This window comes from Streptomyces sp. NPDC040622 (genome assembly GCF_055593965.1).
Genome location: NZ_JBVIXD010000029.1, coordinates 1 through 16,944, shown reverse-complemented (window position 1 = coordinate 16,944; position 16,944 = coordinate 1). Strand labels below are relative to the sequence as shown.

Below are 16,944 nucleotides of genomic sequence, written 5' to 3'. Positions count from 1 at the left end.
TGCGCGCCGGCGGTCCACAGGAGGGAACCGCGCCCGGACAAGGGCTGCTCCGGACGCGTTCACGTCGAGGAGCCCGCCGGCTTCGCCGGGCCGGAAGAGCTGACACCACGGCCCGCGCCGTGGCCGGCCGCGCCTCAGCCGACCACGGTGACCCGTACCCCGAGGTCTCCCATGGCCGACAACTCACCTGCGGGCGCCTGGGAGTCGGTGATCAGCGTGTGCACGTCGCCCGTCGGGCAGATCTTGGCGAAGGTGGTCCTGCCGATCTTGGAGTGGTCGGCGACCACGACGGTCCGGCTGCCGTGGAAGGCGAACGCGCGGTCGGTGGCCGCCTCCAGCTGGTCGTGCGTGGTGCAGCCGTGGGCGGCGCTGATGCCGTCCACGCCGAGGAAGGCGATGTCCGTGTGGTGGTCGGCGAGGGTCTTCTCGGCGATGGGGCCCACCAGTTCGTAGCTCTGGCTGCGGGCGGTGCCGCCGATCACGATGAGGGTGACGGTGGGGCGGAGCACCAGGTTCGCCGCGATGTTGACGGCGTTGGTGACGATCGTGACCGGACCCCGGTCGGCGAGGATGCGGGCCACTTCCGTGGTGGTGGTGCCGCCGGTCAGCCCGACCACGGCTCCCTCGGGCACGAGAGCGGCCGCCGCTCTGGCGATGGCCCGTTTCTGCGGGGAGCGCTGGTCCGCGCGGTGCTGGAGCGGCACTTCGATGCTCAGCCCGCCGGCGAGCGCACCGCCGTGCGTACGGTCCAGCAGCCGTTGCTCGCTCAGGTGCCGCAGATCGCGCCGCACGGTGGCCTGGGAGACACCGAGCAGCCGCGCGAGCTGTGTCACGTCGGCGCTGCCGTGCACGGCGACGTGGTCGAGTATCCGCGCGTGGCGGTCGCTTCTGAGCACGCGGTGAGCATAGCCCTGACGAGCACGTTCGCTCACGGTCGCGCACACAATCAGCGCGGTGATGCGCGGATCGACGGAAGTTCAGTCAAAACCGATCTCTTGACATGGCTGAACACGCTCGATTTACTCCCTGGCAACGCCGGTGTCGAGCACTCGGCGCAGAGGTACGCCCAGCCGGTAGTTGGCCCCCGCCACAAGCCCGGACTGAGTCGCCAGGACCCTTCACGGGTTCCGAGGCGGGGACGTGCCCTCCACAGCTGGAGCTCACCGATGAGCCTCAATCATGTTGTGCGCAGGTGTATGACGGCGGCCGCGGTCCTCTCGGCCACCGCGGCGGCCTGCCTGCTCGCCCCCTCCACCGCCTCGGCAGGACCGCCCGCCGCCGAACTGCCGTCGCCGCACGCCGGGTTCGACTACCAGATAGGCGGCGCCTACACCCCGCCCGCCGGAGTGCGGACCGTCAGCCGTGACCGCGCCGCCACCCCCGCCCGCGGCCTGTACAACCTCTGCTACGTCAACGCCTTCCAGGCGCAGCCGGGCGCGGAGAAGGAGTGGGACTCCGACCTGCTGCTGCGGGACGCGAACGGTGACGTCGTGTACGACGGCGACTGGGGCGAGGCCGTCCTCGACATCCGTACCGCGGGCAAGCGCGAGCGGATCGCCGCCAAGGTCAACGGATGGATCGACTCCTGCGCCGACAAGGGCTTCCAGGCCGTCGAGCCCGACAACTACGACACCTACACCCGCTTCCCCGACCAGCTGAAGGCGAGCCAGGCCAAGGCCTTCGTCTCGCTCCTGTCCGCGCACGCCCACGACAAGGGGCTGGCCATCGCGCAGAAGAACACGCCGGAGCTGGCCGCCGACCGCAAGGAGACCGGACTGGACTTCGCCGTCGCCGAGGAGTGCGGACAGTGGGACGAGTGCGGGAAGTACACGGCGGCGTTCGGCGACCGTGTCCTGGTCGTCGAGTACTCGGCGGACGGCCTGCGCAAGGCCTGTGCCGGCTGGGGCGACCGGCTGAGCATCGTCCGGCGTGACGTCGGGGTCTCGCCCGCCGGCAGCAGCGGATACCTCCGCCGGACCTGCTGAGCGGGACGCCGGGTTCCGCACGCCCGGAACCCGGCGCTCCACGCCCGCGACCCCTCATCCCGCTCCCGCCCGACCTCACCCGTTTTCCGCCGCGGGCCCGACGCAGCGCGCCCCACCCTGGAGGTAGTGATGACAGCAGTCCCCCGAGCGCCGGGCCCACCGTCGCGGCGCGGTGTGCTGCGCGCCGGTGGTGCCGGTGCCCTCGCGGTGGCCGGTGGCACCCTGACCGGCTGCGGTACGGGCACCGCCGGCGGGGCCGGCTCCGACGGCCGCGTCACGATCCAGATGTGGCACGGCCAGAACGACACCGCCGCGAAGGTCATCAAGAGCCTGGCCGCCGAGTTCGAGCGCACCCACCCAGACATCCGCGTGGACATGGGCGGCGGCGTGCTCTCCGACGCCATGCTGCAGAAGGTCACCGCCGCGCTCGCCTCCGGCGCCTACCCCGACATCGCCTACATCTTCGGCTCCGACCTCGCCAGTGTGGCCCGCAGCCCGCAGGTGGTCGACCTGACCGAGCACGTGCGACAGGGCCCGACGCCGTGGCGCAACTACCACGCGCCGGCCCGCGAGGCCGTCACCGTCAACGGCCGGGTCCGCGCGATGCCCGCCCTCCTGGACGCCCTCGCCGTGGTCTGCAACAAGAAGGTGTTCGCCGAGGCCGGGGTCGACCTGCCCGAGCCCGGCTGGACCTGGCGGGAGTTCACCGACACCGCGCGCCGCCTCACCGACCCGGCCGAGGGACGGTTCGGCACCGGCTGGCCCGGCACCGGCGACGAGGACACCGTGTGGCGGCTGTGGCCGCTGATCTGGGACCTGGGCGGCGACGTCATCGCCGCGGACGGGCGCAGCATCGGCTTCGAGAAGCAGGGCGTGCGCGCCCTGGAGGTCGTCCAGGACCTGGTGCACGACAAGAGCGTCTACATCGACCCCAAGCCGGGCAGCGAGCAGATGTACCAGGTCTTCCTCTCCGGCCGGATGGGCATGGTGGCGACCGCCCCCTGGCAGCTCCCGGACATCAGACAGGCGAAGGTCGACTACCACGTCGTGCCCCTGCCGAGCTTCAGCCGCCGGCCCATCACCATCTCAGGCCCCGACACCTGGACGCTGTTCGACAACGGCGAGGCCCGCGTACGGGCCGCGCGCACCTTCGTCACGTGGCTGGCCCAGCCCGCCCAGGACAGCAGGTGGGACGTGGAGGCGGGCAGCCTGCCGCTCAGCCGCCGCAGCGAGGACCGCCCGGCCTGGCGCCGGCACGCCACCCGTACCCGCGGCCTGTCCGTGTTCACCGAGGCGGTCACCTCCGCGCGCGTACGCCCCGTGCACCCGGCCTACCCCCGCGTCTCGCGCGCCCTGGGACAAGCCATCGTCGCCGTGCTGCTCGGCCGCAAGAGCCCCGCCGACGCGGTGCGCTCCTGTGCCGAGGAGTCCAACGCCGCCCTGCTGATACCGCGTTGAGGACCTGACATGCCCCGACTTCCCACCCCGCTGACCCTGCCGCAGAACCCGCCGGAGCCGCGCGCCCTGCGCCGCCGGCGCCGCAGGGAGGCAGCCACCGCCTGGGCGTTCGTCTCGCCCGCCGTACTCGTCATCCTCGGCCTGAGCGTGCTGCCGGTGATCTGGTCGCTGCTGCTGTCCTTCCAGGCCAACGACCTCGTCACACCCAGCCGTTGGGTGGGACTCGACAACTACCACGCGCTGCGCCAGGACCCGAACTTCCACCAGGCCGTGCGCAACACCGTCCTCTACACGGCCCTGTACGTGCCGTTGAGCATCGCCATCGGGCTCGCCCTGGCCCTCGTGCTCAACCGGCGCATCCGCTTCGTCGGGCTCTACCGGACGCTGTTCTTCATCCCCTTCGTCATCTCCGCCACCGCGCAGGGCGTGCTGTTCTCCTTCATCCTCGACCCGGAGTTCGGCGCGGCCAACTCCCTCCTGCACCGCCTGGGCATCTCGCCGCAGGGATTCCTCACCGACCCCTCGCAGGCCCTGGGCGTCCTGATCGTCATCACCCTGTGGAGCGGCACGGGGCTGTGCACCGTCATCTACCTCGCGGCACTGCAGGACGTCGACCACTCCCTGGTGGAGGCGGCGCGCCTGGACGGCGCGGGCCGGACACAGATCCTGCGCCACGTGACGCTGCCCGCGCTCACACCGGTCAGCGTGTTCCTGCTGCTCTGGCAGACCATCCAGTCCCTGCAGGTCTTCGACCTCGTCTACGTGACCACCAAGGGCGGGCCCCTCGGCTCGACCACCGTGATCGTCTACTTCATCTGGGAGCAGGCCTTCAAGGAGTTCACCGCCGGGTACGGAGCGGCCGCCGCCTACGTCCTCGCCCTGGCGCTGATGGTCGTGGCCGTGCTGCTGCGCGTGGTCCGCCGCGAGCGCACCCCTCGTACGAAAGCAGCCGCCTGATGACCACGACCACGACCGAGCCGCCCCGGGTCACCTCCCGTGCGACGGCGGTGCCGGCCGCCCGGCGCCACGTCCGGCTCCCGTTCAGCGCCTGGCACCTGCTGCTGGCGCCGCTGGCCGCGCTGTTCGCGGTGCCACTGGCGTGGCTGGTGCTCAGCTCGCTGATGAGCAACGCCGAGATCAACCGCTTCCCGCCGGCGCTCTGGCCCTCCAGGATCGACCTCGGCGGGTACGGCTACGTCCTGGGCAACGCCATGTTCCCCCGCTGGCTGCTGAACTCGGTGATCGTCTCCGCGGTCGCCGTCACCTCCAACCTGGTGTTCGGCGTGCTCGGCGGCTACGCGTTCGCCCGGATGCGGTTCGCCGGGTCGCGGCTGCTGCTCGTGCTGATGCTGGCGACGATGGCGATCCCGTTCCAGCTCACGATGATCCCGACCTTCCTGGTCATGAAGAAGCTCGGCCTCATCGACACACTCGGCGCGCTCATCGTGCCCGCGCTCGTCACGCCGTTCGCGGTGTTCCTGCTGCGGCAGTTCTTCCTGTCCCTGCCCAGGGAACTGGAGGAGGCCGCCTGGATCGACGGCTGCTCCCGGCTGCGGGTCATCGTCTCCGTCATCCTGCCCCTCGCACGGCCCGCGCTCGCCACGGTCGCCGTGCTGACCTTCCTGACCACGTGGAACGACCTGACCTGGCCGCTGATCGCCATCAACCACGACACCCAGTACACGCTGCAACTCGGCCTGACCACCTTCCAGGGCCAGCACCACACCCGCTGGTCCGCGGTGATGGCGGGCAACGTCCTCACCGTCCTTCCGGTGCTTGTCGCGTTCCTCTTCGCCCAGAAGGCCTTCATCCGCTCCGTCACCTCCAGCGGCCTCAAGGGCTGACCACCCGCCGCCCGCACCCGTTCAAAGGACCGCGATGCCCACCGCGTACGACCTGCTCGTCATCGGGGACGCCAACCCCGATGTCGTCCTCGGCCCGCTCACCGAACCCCTCGCCTTCGGCCAGCGCGAACAGCTCACCGAATCCGGCACCCTCGTCATCGGCGGCTCCGCCGCCATCATGGCCTGCGGCGCCGCGCGCCTGGGCCTGCGCGTGGCCTTCGCCGGACGCGTCGGCGACGACGACGCCGGCCGCTACATACGCGACGCCCTCACCGCCCACGGCGTCGACACCCGCGCCCTGTCCCTCGACCCCGACCGCGCGACGCCGCTGACCGTCGTCCTGACCCGGGGCGAGGACCGGGCCATCCTCACCGCGCCCGGCACCCTCACCACGACCTGCGGACGTGACGTCCCCGCCGACCTGCTGGCCACCAGCCGGCACGTCCACGCGGCCTCGTACTTCCTGCAGCCCAGGCTCGCCGAGGACCTGCCGCAACTGCTGCGCACCGCCCGCGCGCACGGCGCCACGACCTCCCTGGACACCCAGGACGACCCGTCGGGACGCTGGGAGGGGGCCGCCCTCGACGCGGTCCTCGCGCAGAGCGACATCCTGCTTCCCAACGCCCAGGAAGCGATGCACCTCGCCGGGTGCGACTCCCCAGAGGCGGCCGCCGCGCGCCTCGCCGAACGCGTCCCCCTCGTGGTCGTCAAGAACGGCGCCCAGGGCGCCCTGTGCCACGACGGCCGCACGCCGACGAGCACGGACAGCATCGCGGTGACGCCCCTCGACACGGTCGGCGCCGGGGACAGCTTCGACGCCGGATTCATCGCCGCCACGCTCCGGCACCAACCCCCGCACCAGGCACTGCGGTTCGCGGCCGTGTGCGGAGCCCTGTCCACGCGGGCCCACGGAGGCACCGCCGCCCAGCCCACCTGGGACGAAGCCCTCACCTACACCCTCTCTCGCACCGGAGCGCACGCATCATGACCCAGCCCAAGATCGTCTTCATCGGCGCCGGAAGCGTCGTCTTCACCCAGGGGCTGCTCGCCGACCTCTTCGCCTTCCCCGAGCTGAAGAACGCGCACATCGCCCTGCACGACATCGACGCCGAGCGGCTGGCCACCGCCGAGGCCGCGGCCCGCTACATCGCGCGCGAGCGGGGCGCCGACGCGCGCATCACCGCCCACGCCGACCGCCGCGCATCCCTGGCGGGCGCCGACTTCGTCATCAACATCGTGCAGATCGGCATGGGCGAAGCCACCCGTACCGACTTCGACGTCCCGGCCCGCCACGGGCTGCGCCAGACCATCGGCGACACCCTCGGCATCGGCGGCATCTTCCGCGCCCTGCGCACCTTCCCGTTCCTCAAGCGGCTCGGCGAGGACATCACGGAACTCTGCCCCGACGCCTGGCTGCTCAACTACACCAACCCGATGGCCATGAACGTCCAGTACCTCACCGAGGCCACCGGCCTGACCAAGGTGGTCGGCCTGTGCCACTCGGTGTACTGGACCATGCAGGACCTGGCCAAGCTCGTGGGCGTCCCCTACGAGGAGATCACCTACCGGGCCGCCGGAGTCAACCACCAGGCCTGGGTACTGCGCTTCGAGCACCGGGGCACCGACCTCTACCCCCGCCTCGACGAACTCATCGCACGCGACGAGCAGTTGCGGCGCCGGGTACGGGTGGACATGTACCGGCGGCTCGGCTTCTACCCGACCGAGACCAGCGAGCACTCCTCGGAGTACGTGCCCTGGTACCTGCACCACGACAGCGAGATCGACCGGCTGCGCCTCCCGGTCGGCGCCTACCTCGGCATCGTCGACGACAACGTCGCCGAGTACCGCCACACCCGCGACGCCCTCGCCGCCGAAGAACCGCTCACCGTCGAGGGCACCATGGAGTACGCCCCGCAGATCATCCACAGCATGGTCACCGGCACCCCGCGCACGGTCTACGGCAACGTCCCCAACCGCGGCCTGATCGACAACCTCCCGGCCCACGGCGTGGTCGAGGTGCCCTGCCTGGTCGACGCGGCGGGCGTCCAGCCCACCCGCGCCGGAGCCCTGCCGCCGCAGCTGGCGGCCCTCAACCGCACGTACCTGAGCATGAACGACCTCGTCGTACGCGCCGCCGTCGACGACGAGCCGCGGCACATCCGGCACGCGGCCATGACCGACCCGGCCACCGCCGCCGCCCTGACCGTGGATCAGATCTGGCGCCTGTGCGACGACATGGTCCGCGCCCACGCCGACCTCCTGCAGCCGTCGCTGCGCACCGCGCTCGCCGACGGCTGATCCTCCGATCCCTCCCCGGGCACCCGCCGCACCGCACCCAGACCGAGAACAGGAACCCACGCACATGTCCCTCACCAGCCAAGAGATCGCAACGCAGCCGCAGTGCTGGGAGAGCGTCCTCGGCCTGCTCCCCGACGTCGGCGCGGCGCTGCCCGCGAAGGGCGAACACGTCGCCGTGATCGGCTGCGGCACCTCGCTCTTCATGGCCCAGGCCTACGCCCACCTGCGCGAGGAGACCGGGCACGGGCCCACCGACGCCTTCCCCGCGTCGGCGGCCCGGCTGCACCGCCGCTACGACCGGATCATCGCCCTGACCCGCTCCGGCACCACCACCGAGATCCTCACCGCGCTGGCCGCCGCCGACCCGGCCGCCCGCGTCACCACCATCACCGCGGTGCCCGGCTCTCCGGCCGCCCGCGCCGCCCACGACGTGATCGCGCTGGCGCAGGCCGACGAGCGTTCCGTCGTCCAGACCCGCTACCCGACCACGCAACTGATCCTGCTCCTGGCCCACTTGGGCCACTCCGTCGAGCGGGCACGGACCGACGTCGTCACCGCGCTCGAAGCCCCGCTCGATCCGGGAATACTCGCCGCCGAGCAGATCACGTTCCTCGGCGAGGGCTGGCACGCGGGCCTCGCGCACGAGGCCGCCCTCAAGGTGCGCGAGGCCGCCGCCCACTGGACGGAGTCCTACCCGGTCCCGGAGTACCGGCACGGGCCCATCGCCGTGGCAGGCCCCGGGCGGGCCGTGTGGAGCCTCTCCCCGCTGCCCGAGGAGCTGGCCGGGCGGATCGAGGCCACGGGCGCCCATCTGCGCCGGCCGAGCCTCGACCCGCTCGTGGAACTCGTGCTCGCCCAGCGCGTGGCCGTGCGGCTCGCCCAGGACGCGGGGCGCGACCCCGACAGCCCCGCCCACCTGACCCGGTCCGTCGTCCTCGCCTGAGGCGGACCCCTCGACGGGCGGGGACCGCCCTCTCTCCCCCGACTCGGCGGTCCCCGCCCCTTCCCCGTCCCGGCCCCGCCCTCCGCCCCGGCCGACCCATCCGCCCGGCCGGCCACCGATCCTGGAACTCACGCCATGCCTCTGGTCACCCCGTACGACATGCTCCACACCACCTCCGCGGCGGTGGGCGCCTTCAACGTCGCCCTCATCGAGCAGCTGGAGGCCATCCTCATCGGAGCCGAGCGCGCGCGGCTTCCGGTGATCGTGCAGATCAGCGAGAACGCCGTCGCCCACCACGGCTCCCTGGCCCCTCTCGCGGCAGCGGCCCGTACCGCTCTGGCGGCCTCGTGCGTCCCCGCCGCCCTCCACCTGGACCACGCCACCCGCCCCGAGCTGATCGAGGAGGCGGTCGCCCTCGGCTTCACGTCCGTGATGTACGACGGCGCCGCCCTGCCCTGGCAGGAGAACGTCGCCCACACCCGCCGGATCGCGGGGCACTGCCGGGAGCACGGCGTGTTCCTGGAGGCGGAGCTCGGCGAGATCGGCGGCAAGGACGGCGCGCACGCGCCCGGGGTGCGCACGGACCCCGCCGAGGCCGCCCGGTTCGTGACGGACACCGGCGTGGACGCCCTCGCGGTGGCGGTCGGCACCTCGCACCACATGACGCGACGCACCGCCCGCCTCGACCTCGAACTCGTCAGGGAGCTGCGTGCCGCGGTGCCGGTGCCGCTCGTCCTGCACGGTTCGTCGGGCGCCGACGACGCGAGCCTGGCCGCGGCGGCGGCCACCGGCATCCGCAAGATCAACATCTCGACGCATCTCAACGCGGTCTTCACCCAGGCCGTGCGCGGCGTCCTCGACGCCGGTCCCGTCGTCGACCCCCGGCGCTATGTGAGCCGGGGCCGCGACGCGATGGCCGCCGAGGTCGCCCGGCTGCTGGCGCTCTTCGCCTCCGCGGTCCCGGCGGCCGTGCCGTCCTAGCCGGGCTCGTGGTGCCGTGCGCAGGACGGCGAACCACTTCCGCAACGGCTGCGGTCATCGCCCGCCTTGACGGCCCGGGTCCAGGACGGCGTTCAAAAGGAGGACCACCGTCAAAAGGAGGACCACCGGCACCCGGCCGCTCGCCCCAGCGTGACCGAATGCCGCACCTGCGTTCGGTCCTGCCCGACTCGGCGTCCACCGCACGGGTGGCACTACGCGTGTACGCGACGGACGAGGGCAGCGGGGCATCACAGCAGGAGGCACCACAGCCTCGCGGCGACGTCGCTCGGTGCCTCGGACATCGCGCCGGTGCAGGAAGGGAAACGCGCATGCCTCTGGAAGATCAGTACCGACCGTCGGCCGCGCTGGAAGCCATGACGCTGTTGCGCGGCGCCCTGCACAACGGATACGCCCCCGCCTCCGATGCCCAACTCGGCCAGGCCGTCCACCGCCTGGGACGACAGCTCGGCGATGACACCGCGGCCCACGGTGCGTTGCTGTGGGCCATGACGCATACCGCGGAACTGAGCGTGGGCGTAGCGGCGAAGGCCTACGACCTCAACCCCGGGGCGGTGCTGGACCACTTGACCCTCGGGCTGCAGCGTGTCGACCGCATGGAATAAAGGCGAGGGCAGGGGACGTGCCAATGGCCGCAGGCCGGGTACGTTCCTGATCATGCCAGCCCCGAACCAGCCCCACTCCGCGCCCGGCCCGGCCGAGATAGCCGCAGCCATGACCGCCCTCGGCCTCCACGCCCCGCCGCCGACCCCCGAGGAACTCGAGGAACAGGCCCGCGCCGTCGGCGGTGACCACGTCCTTGCCGCGGTCCTCGCCAACGCCCTGTACGGCGCCTGCATCGGCACCGGGATGGTGGCCGAGGGGAACATGCTCGCAGCGGGCGCGGGGCCGCAGGAGATGGCGCTGGCCCGCGAGCAGGTGTTCAAGGCGCCGGGGGCCGACTGGACCGGCGTGATGGGCCTGCTGCACTGGCAGACCGGACACGTCTGGAACTTCCTGAAGAACGTGGACGAGCAGGAGCACGGCCCGCTCGGCACAGCCGGCACCCACACCTCCAACGCCCTGCTGAACCTGCTGTCCTGCATGTCGGTGACAGGCCCCGACGACCCGCGCGCCGCAGACGTCCCCGCCGACCTCGAACGCGTGCGCGCGGACCTCATCGCCGCGGTGCAGGCCCTGGACACCCTCCCCGCGACTCCCGCGCCGACGCCCCCCGACCCGGCACCGGCCGGGTGAGAGCCGACGGGTCCCGGCGGAACCCGGGCCGGGCGGCTGCCCGGCCGCCAGGATGTTCCTCAGCCGCCGACGGCCGCCTGTCACGGCGGCCACCTGCCACGGCGGCCACCGTGGCCACCGTGGCACCGAACGGATGAACTCCGGCGGAGCCCGGGCAGCCGCCCGCCGTCGTGCGCGCGAACGGCGGGCAGGGTGGCAGGCGACCGCGCCGCCCGCCACCACCGGAGGACCCCATGCTCGGCACCGAATTCCACACCGGATCACCCAACTGGCTCGACCTCGGAAGCCCGGACACCGCCGCGGCCGCCGCCTTCTACGAGAGGGTCTTCGGCTGGGAGTTCGTCTCCGCCGGACCCGAGGCCGGCGGGTACGGCTTCTTCCGGCTCGGCGGCAAGACCGTGGCCGCGCTCGGCCCCCTCACCGAGGAGGGCGCACGCTCGGCATGGATGGTGCACTTCCAGAGCCCCGACACGCAGGCCACCGCCGACGCCGTGCGGGCCGGGGGCGGAACCGTGCGGACGGCGCCCATGGACGTCATGGGCGAGGGCCGGCTCGCACAGTTCACCGACCCGCAGGGCGCACAGTTCGCCTCCTGGCAGCCCGCCAGGACCGGCGGCCTGGAACTGGCCTCCGCGGAGAACTCCCTGGTGTGGGTGGAGCTCCACGTCCCCGACCCGGTCGCCGCGATCGGCTTCTACACCGGGGTGTTCGGCTGGCGCTCCGCCCAGATGCAGGCACCGGGGATGACCTACCGCGTGCTGAGCATCGGCGAGGGGGACCAGGAGGACGGCTCGTTCGGCGGGGCGGCGGCGCAGGGCGGGGCAGCGGGCGACGGGCCGTCGACGGGGCCGTGCTGGGTGCCGTACTTCCACGTGAGGGACGTCGACGCCACCGTCTCCACCGTCGAGGGCAACGGCGGCACGGCCTTGATGCCGTCCGCGGACGTCCCCTCCGTCGGCCGCATCGCCTGGGTCTGCGACCCGGCCGGGGCAGTCTTCGCCCTGCTCAAGCCGGACCCCCGGATGTAACCACCGGCCGGCGGCCATGCGCCCAGCAGCGGTCCGCCGCCGTGCGACGAGCTCGGATGGCGACGCCCCCCTTCTTCCGTCGGCTGCCCGCCCAGGCGCGTCAGCGGACGCGGTAGATGCCGCTGCCGGCGGGCTTCTCGATGGAGAGTGCCTTCAACGCGGTTCACGAACCCGGCGGGCCGCCCGCCTTCTTGAAGAAGGAGCTCAGCCCGTCCACCGCCTTGTTGCGCCGCCTCGCGCGCGCCGCCCGGTCCACGGGCACCAGGCGTTCGGCGGCCTGTACGGCATAGGCGTCCGGGTCGCCGAAAGCGGTCCGGGGATCCGTTGCGGCCTCCTCGCAGTGCACCGTGACCTCTTCGACCGCCTGGAGCACCACGTCCCGGTCCACGCCCGGCTGCATGGCCAGGCGTACCTGAAAACGCGCCATCCACTTCTCGCGGTCCTTCTCCCGCGCCGCGTCCGTGGTGTCGGCCTTCTTCGCCACGTGCTCTCCCTGCTGATCAATTACGGTCTGCCATAAAGCGGGACGCCGGGACACTGAGGCAAGTGGCGCACGGTGCTGCTCACCTGCCTGCTGCCCACTGGCCCTCCTGCCCCGGCCCACCGTCATGGACACCCCGCCGGACCACGCGTCGCCCGCAGCACGCCGTGCCGCGCCCGCCCTGGTGTCAGGGTGGCGTGGTTGGTCAGGCGATCACGGGGACGGTCTCGGAGCGGTTGGTCGACCAGTTGGTGACGATGGGCTTGTCGACGTCGGCGGGCTCGGGGAGCTTGAGTTCGGCGGGGTTGGGGTCGTCGTCGGTGAGACCCAGGATGACGCTCTCGAACTGGGTGCCGCCGTCGGTGTTGGTGGTCTTGGGGCTGATGCCGGTGTAGGCGACGGCGGAGCCGGTGAGCTTGATGGGGTCTTCGCCACCCTGGCCGACGGGGGAGGCGGCGCCGTCGGCGCCGGAGCCGAAGGACACGCTGGGCGTGTTGACGTCGAGGTAGCAGCTGATGCCGGACTTGGCCTTGGCGGCGACGAGGTAGTAGCCGCCGGCCTGGGACTCCGAAGTGAGCGTGAACGTCAGATCGTTGGTGCCGCAGGCCTGCCCGTAGCCGTCCTTCTTGCCGTCGTCGGTCCCCGAGCCCGAGTTCGTCTTGCCGGTGGAGTCACCGGAGTTGGAGCCGGCGCCGGAGCCGCTGGAAGATCCGTCCTTGGCGGAGCCCTCGCTCTTGCCGTTGTCAGCCGTGGAGGGCGAGGAGGTGTCGGCGCTGGTGGTGTCCTCGGGACCGCACGCGGTCGCGGTGGCGGCGAGGGCCGTTACCGCCACCGCGGCCAGGACGAGGCGGGTGGGACGGGCGGCACGACGCGAGCGCATGAGGATCTCCAGGGTGGTCGGTAGCGGTGTGTCCTGCTGACACCTCCGACACTAGGGCCGTCATGATCTCCGAGTGATCCTGGGAATGTCCGCGTTCTGTCTCAGCGACCACGCTTCCGCGAAGCGGCGTTCGGTGCCCGACCTCAGCCGCCGAAGCCCCGCACGCGCGGTCGGGGCCCGGCATGCCGGCGCCGGGAGACGGCTCGGTGCTTCCCGCTGCGCCTGGAAGCGACGCCTTGCGCGGACCGGTCCGGCTGCCGCGGCTGCCGCGAGGAGTGACGGCCGTAGCCGCGAGCGCTGAGCCCTGCCCTGCCCTGCCTTGCCTCGCCGCGCCGTGCAAGGCGCCGACCGTCCCCAGGGTCAGGAGGAGTTGGGCCCGGCCCACTCGGCAGCCGCACGCCGGCTGCCCCGGCCAAGGCCGCGGGGCGTACGCGGTGGGCTCAGCCGGTGCCGGTTCAGGCCTGGGTCGGGTGCTCGGGGATCGGGTGTACTTCGACCGGGTCGTTGCTGGGCTTCCCGCCGGCTCCCGGGCACGCCGATGCCCGTGCGGCGATCTCCAGGGCGCGGTCCTCGCTCGTGACGTCGACCACCCAGTACCCGGCCAGGATGGAGCCCGCATGGGCCGGCCCCTCGGTCACCTGAGGTGGCCCGTCGTTTCCGGCCCGCACGGTTTTTACCAGGGAGGGGCCGCCGAGGCCCTGCCCCTCCACCCACTCCCCGGCAGCGCTGAGGTCTTCGTTGAGAGCGTTCATGTGGGCGAACATGGCCTCCATGTCGTCCTGGGAATACCCCGACATGACCGCGTCCCACTGATCGGCGGGCACGTTCATCTGGATCATGTACTTCATTTTCCTCACCCTTCCCGGGCGGCTGATGGGGTCTTGGGCCTGTACTGGGTCAGACACCTGTACTGGGTCAGACAGCCGCACGCCGCGGAAATCATCGGCGTGCCGACACCGCGTTGCCGCCGGCCGGAGTGCGCGCCCGAGAGCCTGCGGCGCAGCCCGGCCGCACTGCGCCCGGCCCTGCGGACCGCGTACGCGAAAGTCCCAGGTGTTCCAGGGCGCTTCCCGGAGCCGACGGGGCCGGGCTGAGCCAGAACCGGTGCACGCGGCCCGGGGCTCAGGTGCATCAGGGCGTCGAGGAGTTCACGGATGCCGTCGAGGCGGGTGGTGAGGGCCGCACGCTCCAGTGGCCGGCCCGGTGACGAATGCGAGCAGGTCAGCGATGGGGGTGCCCGTGCTCCGGGTCATCGTCGGGGGTCTGCCATCCCACGCCGTGCTGGGCCTGCTCGCCGCCCTGGCCGGGAGTGGGCGGGGGAGTGCTGGAGGCCGCGTGCCGGGCTGAGCGTCGCCGGCCGGCGACGAACATCGCGAGAAGGCCGAGTACTACCGCGACGCCGATGATGATGAGCAGCAGCGAGGTGGTGCTCGAGGCGGCCAGGACGACCATGGTGCTGTGAGTCTGCATGCCGGTTCCAGTACCCCCTGACGGCCAGGCCATCGGTACCGCCCAAGGAACATCACCCGAGCGCTACGTGAAGCACCGCGCGTTCCCGGACGCGCGGTGCCGCTGCGGTGTCCCTTCGCCGGCCGGCGGCGTAGGCACACGTGAAGGGGCGGCCCCACCAGGTGGGGCCGCCCCTTCACACGCCGCGTTGTGCGCGTCAGTGTTTGCCGATGTCCTTGGTCTTTTCCTTGGCCTGGCGGGCGTCGCCCTGCATCTGCTGGGCGCGGCCTTCGGCGGTGAGGCGTTCGTTGCCCACGGTGCGTCCGGCGGCTTCCTTGGTGGCGCCGACAGTCTGCTCGGTCTTGGCCTTGGCCTTCTCGCTGGCGGTCATGTCCGCTCACGCTCCCTTGGCATCGACATCATGTGCTCACCCTCCGCATGACCGCCGTGAAAGGCGGTAAACACGATCAGGCCGTGCAGATCACGGCGCCCTCAGCTGCATGAACGGGGCGGACGGGGGCACTCCGGGGTGCGGTCGAATGCCCTGCACTTAGCGAAAGAAACGCGCCTTTTGTTTGTTTGTAGGCGTGGGTTAAGAGCACATGGTGGCCAGGAGGTAATAACGATGGTTCCCCTGCTGGTAGTTCTTCTTCTCGCTCTGCTTCTCTTCGGCGCGGGCTTCGCCCTCAAGGCGCTGTGGTGGATCGCGGTCATTGTGCTGGTGGTGTGGCTGCTCGGCTTCGTGATCCGGCCCGCTGCGAGTGGCGGCCGCAAGGGCCGCTGGTACCGATGGTGATCGCCACCTGACCACCGTCTGACCGCCCAACCCAACGGGCGAAACGCGCAGCCGCCGTCGAGAGCGGCTGCGGCACAAGGGGTGGGCCCGGCCTGGGACGGCCGGGCCCACCCCTTTTTCTGCCCGCGTGCGGTACGTACGGCGCATGACGCTGTACGAGTGGGGCGTAGGGGACGCCGTGTCGGGTAGGCACGGGGTACCGGCCCCCGCGGGCCACTGCAGTGGGAAACCTGCGCCTCCACCCCGCGGGGGCCGCTTCGCGTTGCCCGGCCGCCGCCCCGCCGCGCAGTCCCCCCGCCGCCACGGACCGTGATCAGCTCAGGGAGGCGCGGAGCGTGTGGATACGCCGGACGGCGTCCTGGTGGGTGTCGGCCAGGTCCAGGACGCCGGTGACGCCGGTGACCTCGAGGAGCCGTGAAATGCCGCTCTGGTAGGGGCCGGAGAGGACGAAGGGCCGCGAGGCGTCCTGGTGCTCCGCGTGGGCGCGCAGGATCACGTTGAGCAGGGTGCTGTCGGCGAAGGTGAGGCCGGCCAGGTCGAGCAGTGTTCCGGCGGTGTCGGGGTCCGTGCGGGCACGGGACAGCGCGAGCGTTGCCTCGGGCGTGTCCTCGAGGTCGAGCTCGTTGCGGAAGGAGACGACGGTCACCTGCTCGTGCCGGGTGACGCCGATGCTCTGTCTGTCGGAAATCATGCCCTGACCCTCCCACACACCTCTGCGGGCCTGTGACCGGAGGATCTGCCGGCCCTCCGGGGCAAGGCCGGTGGTGGCGCGGCCAGTTCGGGGAGGAGGGCGAGGCCCGGTGCGGGGCCGGGCAGGGCCGGTACATCCGGGAGGGTGTGGGGCGGGCCGTGGCGGGCAGGTGGGAAGGTGCCGCGACGACACGGGAGCGGTGTCCGGGTGAATGCGGAAAGGACCAACGCTACGATGCGCGTTGCCGAGGCAGTGGAAACAGTGAAGCCAGTGGGCACGGAGGACATCAGCTGTGCGGACGTTCGGTCCGCGGTCCGCGAGGTGCTGGCGGAGCTGTCCTGCGGTCTGCCGCTGTCTTCGGCACAGCGCCTGCGTGACGACGCGCTGCTCGTGGTCAGCGAGCTGGCGGCGAACGCGCTCCTGCACGCGGGAGGCGTCACCCACTTCAGCGCGCGCCTGAACGGCGAAGAGATCGAGCTGCGTGTGAGTGATGCCAGCACCGATGTGCCGCGGCGCCAGCCGACGGGTCGGGGCATGCCGGGCGGGCACGGCTGGATGGTGGTCCAGCGCCTGTGCTCGCGCCTGGACGTCGCGGTGGAGCCGGACGGCAAGACGATCACCGCGGTCCTGACGATTGCCTGATCAGCGGTGTGATCGAGCAAGTCTGCCGGGCCGGTGAGAACATCTCACGCCATCATGCATATGCCCTCGGTCCAGGGGTACCAGCAGGCACGCAGGCAGGACAGTGACCTGGAACGAACAGATAGGGGCGGGACATCATGCGTACCGTGGCAGTCGATGAGCAGACGCACACCACGACCCGGGCGGTTGAGGAGTCTCTGATCGAGCGTGCCTA

20 protein-coding genes are annotated in these 16,944 nt (G+C 71.8%); 13 read left to right on the top strand and 7 right to left on the bottom strand.

All coding sequences use genetic code 11. The annotated features are described in order from the left end of the window. Positions 1-134 precede the first annotated feature (134 nt). The gene (locus tag ACZ592_RS39585; protein WP_471586619.1) at positions 135-896 is read right to left on the bottom strand and encodes a DeoR/GlpR family DNA-binding transcription regulator; all 762 of its coding nucleotides are present in this window, start codon (positions 894-896) and stop codon (positions 135-137) included. Positions 897-1,166: 270 nt separating this feature from the next. On the opposite strand from ACZ592_RS39585, the gene ACZ592_RS39580 reads away from it, so the two are divergent. The 11 genes from ACZ592_RS39580 to ACZ592_RS39530 all read left to right on the top strand — a co-directional run bounded on the left by ACZ592_RS39580 (position 1,167) and on the right by ACZ592_RS39530 (position 11,791). Continuing rightward, positions 1,167-1,985 carry an endo alpha-1,4 polygalactosaminidase gene (locus ACZ592_RS39580; RefSeq protein ID WP_471586618.1) on the top strand — a complete coding sequence of 273 codons (819 nt, stop codon included), beginning with the start codon at positions 1,167-1,169 and terminating at the stop codon, positions 1,983-1,985. A gap of 129 nt (positions 1,986-2,114) precedes the next feature. Then, a complete protein-coding gene (locus tag ACZ592_RS39575) occupies positions 2,115-3,443 on the top strand; it encodes an ABC transporter substrate-binding protein (protein WP_471586617.1) in 1,329 nt (442 codons plus the stop codon). Positions 3,444-3,452: 9 nt separating this feature from the next. Then, positions 3,453-4,400, top strand: a complete 948-nt coding sequence (locus ACZ592_RS39570; RefSeq protein WP_471586616.1) for a carbohydrate ABC transporter permease — start codon at positions 3,453-3,455, stop codon at positions 4,398-4,400. Further along, the gene (locus ACZ592_RS39565; RefSeq protein WP_471586615.1) at positions 4,400-5,287 is read left to right on the top strand and encodes a carbohydrate ABC transporter permease; all 888 of its coding nucleotides are present in this window, start codon (positions 4,400-4,402) and stop codon (positions 5,285-5,287) included. The genes ACZ592_RS39570 and ACZ592_RS39565 overlap by 1 nt, the downstream gene beginning before the upstream one ends. A 34-nt stretch (positions 5,288-5,321) precedes the next feature. Then, positions 5,322-6,275, top strand: coding sequence for a carbohydrate kinase family protein (locus ACZ592_RS39560; protein ID WP_471586614.1), 954 nt, complete (start codon positions 5,322-5,324; stop codon positions 6,273-6,275). Beyond that, positions 6,272-7,585 (top strand): alpha-galactosidase, encoded by a 1,314-nt coding sequence (gene melA / locus ACZ592_RS39555; protein ID WP_471586613.1) that lies wholly within the window; start codon positions 6,272-6,274, stop codon positions 7,583-7,585. The genes ACZ592_RS39560 and melA overlap by 4 nt, the downstream gene beginning before the upstream one ends. Positions 7,586-7,649: 64 nt before the next feature. After that, a complete protein-coding gene (locus tag ACZ592_RS39550) occupies positions 7,650-8,528 on the top strand; it encodes an SIS domain-containing protein (protein ID WP_471586612.1) in 879 nt (292 codons plus the stop codon). A gap of 135 nt (positions 8,529-8,663) precedes the next feature. Beyond that, positions 8,664-9,509, top strand: a complete 846-nt coding sequence (locus tag ACZ592_RS39545) for a class II fructose-bisphosphate aldolase (RefSeq protein ID WP_471586611.1) — start codon at positions 8,664-8,666, stop codon at positions 9,507-9,509. Between the two features lie 329 nt (positions 9,510-9,838). Next, positions 9,839-10,132, top strand: a complete 294-nt coding sequence (locus ACZ592_RS39540) for a hypothetical protein (protein WP_471586610.1) — start codon at positions 9,839-9,841, stop codon at positions 10,130-10,132. Positions 10,133-10,184: 52 nt separating this feature from the next. Further along, complete coding sequence (locus tag ACZ592_RS39535; protein WP_471586609.1) at positions 10,185-10,763, top strand: DUF6245 family protein; 579 nt, start codon at positions 10,185-10,187, stop codon at positions 10,761-10,763. A gap of 233 nt (positions 10,764-10,996) precedes the next feature. Beyond that, positions 10,997-11,791: a VOC family protein gene (locus ACZ592_RS39530; RefSeq protein ID WP_471586608.1), complete on the top strand. Its 795-nt coding sequence runs from the start codon at positions 10,997-10,999 to the stop codon at positions 11,789-11,791. Positions 11,792-11,954: 163 nt separating this feature from the next. Here the strand turns inward: ACZ592_RS39530 and ACZ592_RS39525 are convergent, their stop codons facing one another. The 5 genes from ACZ592_RS39525 to ACZ592_RS39505 form a co-directional block, all read right to left on the bottom strand. Continuing rightward, positions 11,955-12,275 carry a hypothetical protein gene (locus ACZ592_RS39525; RefSeq protein WP_471586607.1) on the bottom strand — a complete coding sequence of 107 codons (321 nt, stop codon included), beginning with the start codon at positions 12,273-12,275 and terminating at the stop codon, positions 11,955-11,957. Between the two features lie 202 nt (positions 12,276-12,477). Further along, positions 12,478-13,152, bottom strand: a complete 675-nt coding sequence (locus tag ACZ592_RS39520) for a DUF4232 domain-containing protein (protein WP_471586606.1) — start codon at positions 13,150-13,152, stop codon at positions 12,478-12,480. A gap of 455 nt (positions 13,153-13,607) precedes the next feature. Next, the gene (locus tag ACZ592_RS39515; protein ID WP_471586605.1) at positions 13,608-14,000 is read right to left on the bottom strand and encodes a YciI family protein; all 393 of its coding nucleotides are present in this window, start codon (positions 13,998-14,000) and stop codon (positions 13,608-13,610) included. 373 nt (positions 14,001-14,373) lie between these two features. After that, entirely contained in the window at positions 14,374-14,622 is a 249-nt protein-coding gene (locus tag ACZ592_RS39510) for a DUF6479 family protein (RefSeq protein ID WP_471586604.1), read from the bottom strand. 196 nt (positions 14,623-14,818) lie between these two features. Then, positions 14,819-14,992: a CsbD family protein gene (locus ACZ592_RS39505; protein ID WP_471586603.1), complete on the bottom strand. Its 174-nt coding sequence runs from the start codon at positions 14,990-14,992 to the stop codon at positions 14,819-14,821. 234 nt (positions 14,993-15,226) lie between these two features. On the opposite strand from ACZ592_RS39505, the gene ACZ592_RS39500 reads away from it, so the two are divergent. Continuing rightward, complete coding sequence (locus tag ACZ592_RS39500; RefSeq protein ID WP_361189904.1) at positions 15,227-15,397, top strand: hydrophobic protein; 171 nt, start codon at positions 15,227-15,229, stop codon at positions 15,395-15,397. 313 nt (positions 15,398-15,710) lie between these two features. Here ACZ592_RS39500 and ACZ592_RS39495 read toward each other — a convergent pair whose 3' ends face one another. Further along, complete coding sequence (locus ACZ592_RS39495) at positions 15,711-16,088, bottom strand: STAS domain-containing protein (RefSeq protein ID WP_471586602.1); 378 nt, start codon at positions 16,086-16,088, stop codon at positions 15,711-15,713. A gap of 234 nt (positions 16,089-16,322) precedes the next feature. Between ACZ592_RS39495 and ACZ592_RS39490 the strand changes: the two genes are divergently transcribed. Beyond that, complete coding sequence (locus ACZ592_RS39490; RefSeq protein ID WP_471586601.1) at positions 16,323-16,730, top strand: ATP-binding protein; 408 nt, start codon at positions 16,323-16,325, stop codon at positions 16,728-16,730. Positions 16,731-16,944: the final 214 nt, after the last annotated feature.

Bases quoted from the DNA above. Each gene is read 5' to 3' on its own strand.
- ACZ592_RS39565 (WP_471586615.1), top strand. From the start codon at position 4,400: ATGACCACGACCACGACCGAGCCGCCCCGGGTCACCTCCCGTGCGACG.
- ACZ592_RS39540 (WP_471586610.1), top strand. From the start codon at position 9,839: ATGCCTCTGGAAGATCAGTACCGACCGTCGGCCGCGCTGGAAGCCATG.
- ACZ592_RS39510 (WP_471586604.1), bottom strand. From the start codon at position 14,622: ATGCAGACTCACAGCACCATGGTCGTCCTGGCCGCCTCGAGCACCACC.
- melA (WP_471586613.1), top strand. From the start codon at position 6,272: ATGACCCAGCCCAAGATCGTCTTCATCGGCGCCGGAAGCGTCGTCTTC.
- ACZ592_RS39520 (WP_471586606.1), bottom strand. From the start codon at position 13,152: ATGCGCTCGCGTCGTGCCGCCCGTCCCACCCGCCTCGTCCTGGCCGCG.
- ACZ592_RS39535 (WP_471586609.1), top strand. From the start codon at position 10,185: ATGCCAGCCCCGAACCAGCCCCACTCCGCGCCCGGCCCGGCCGAGATA.
- ACZ592_RS39500 (WP_361189904.1), top strand. From the start codon at position 15,227: ATGGTTCCCCTGCTGGTAGTTCTTCTTCTCGCTCTGCTTCTCTTCGGC.
- ACZ592_RS39505 (WP_471586603.1), bottom strand. From the start codon at position 14,992: ATGACCGCCAGCGAGAAGGCCAAGGCCAAGACCGAGCAGACTGTCGGC.
- ACZ592_RS39495 (WP_471586602.1), bottom strand. From the start codon at position 16,088: ATGATTTCCGACAGACAGAGCATCGGCGTCACCCGGCACGAGCAGGTG.
- ACZ592_RS39545 (WP_471586611.1), top strand. From the start codon at position 8,664: ATGCCTCTGGTCACCCCGTACGACATGCTCCACACCACCTCCGCGGCG.
- ACZ592_RS39550 (WP_471586612.1), top strand. From the start codon at position 7,650: ATGTCCCTCACCAGCCAAGAGATCGCAACGCAGCCGCAGTGCTGGGAG.
- ACZ592_RS39530 (WP_471586608.1), top strand. From the start codon at position 10,997: ATGCTCGGCACCGAATTCCACACCGGATCACCCAACTGGCTCGACCTC.
- ACZ592_RS39575 (WP_471586617.1), top strand. From the start codon at position 2,115: ATGACAGCAGTCCCCCGAGCGCCGGGCCCACCGTCGCGGCGCGGTGTG.
- ACZ592_RS39570 (WP_471586616.1), top strand. From the start codon at position 3,453: ATGCCCCGACTTCCCACCCCGCTGACCCTGCCGCAGAACCCGCCGGAG.
- ACZ592_RS39490 (WP_471586601.1), top strand. From the start codon at position 16,323: ATGCGCGTTGCCGAGGCAGTGGAAACAGTGAAGCCAGTGGGCACGGAG.
- ACZ592_RS39515 (WP_471586605.1), bottom strand. From the start codon at position 14,000: ATGAAGTACATGATCCAGATGAACGTGCCCGCCGATCAGTGGGACGCG.
- ACZ592_RS39560 (WP_471586614.1), top strand. From the start codon at position 5,322: ATGCCCACCGCGTACGACCTGCTCGTCATCGGGGACGCCAACCCCGAT.
- ACZ592_RS39580 (WP_471586618.1), top strand. From the start codon at position 1,167: ATGAGCCTCAATCATGTTGTGCGCAGGTGTATGACGGCGGCCGCGGTC.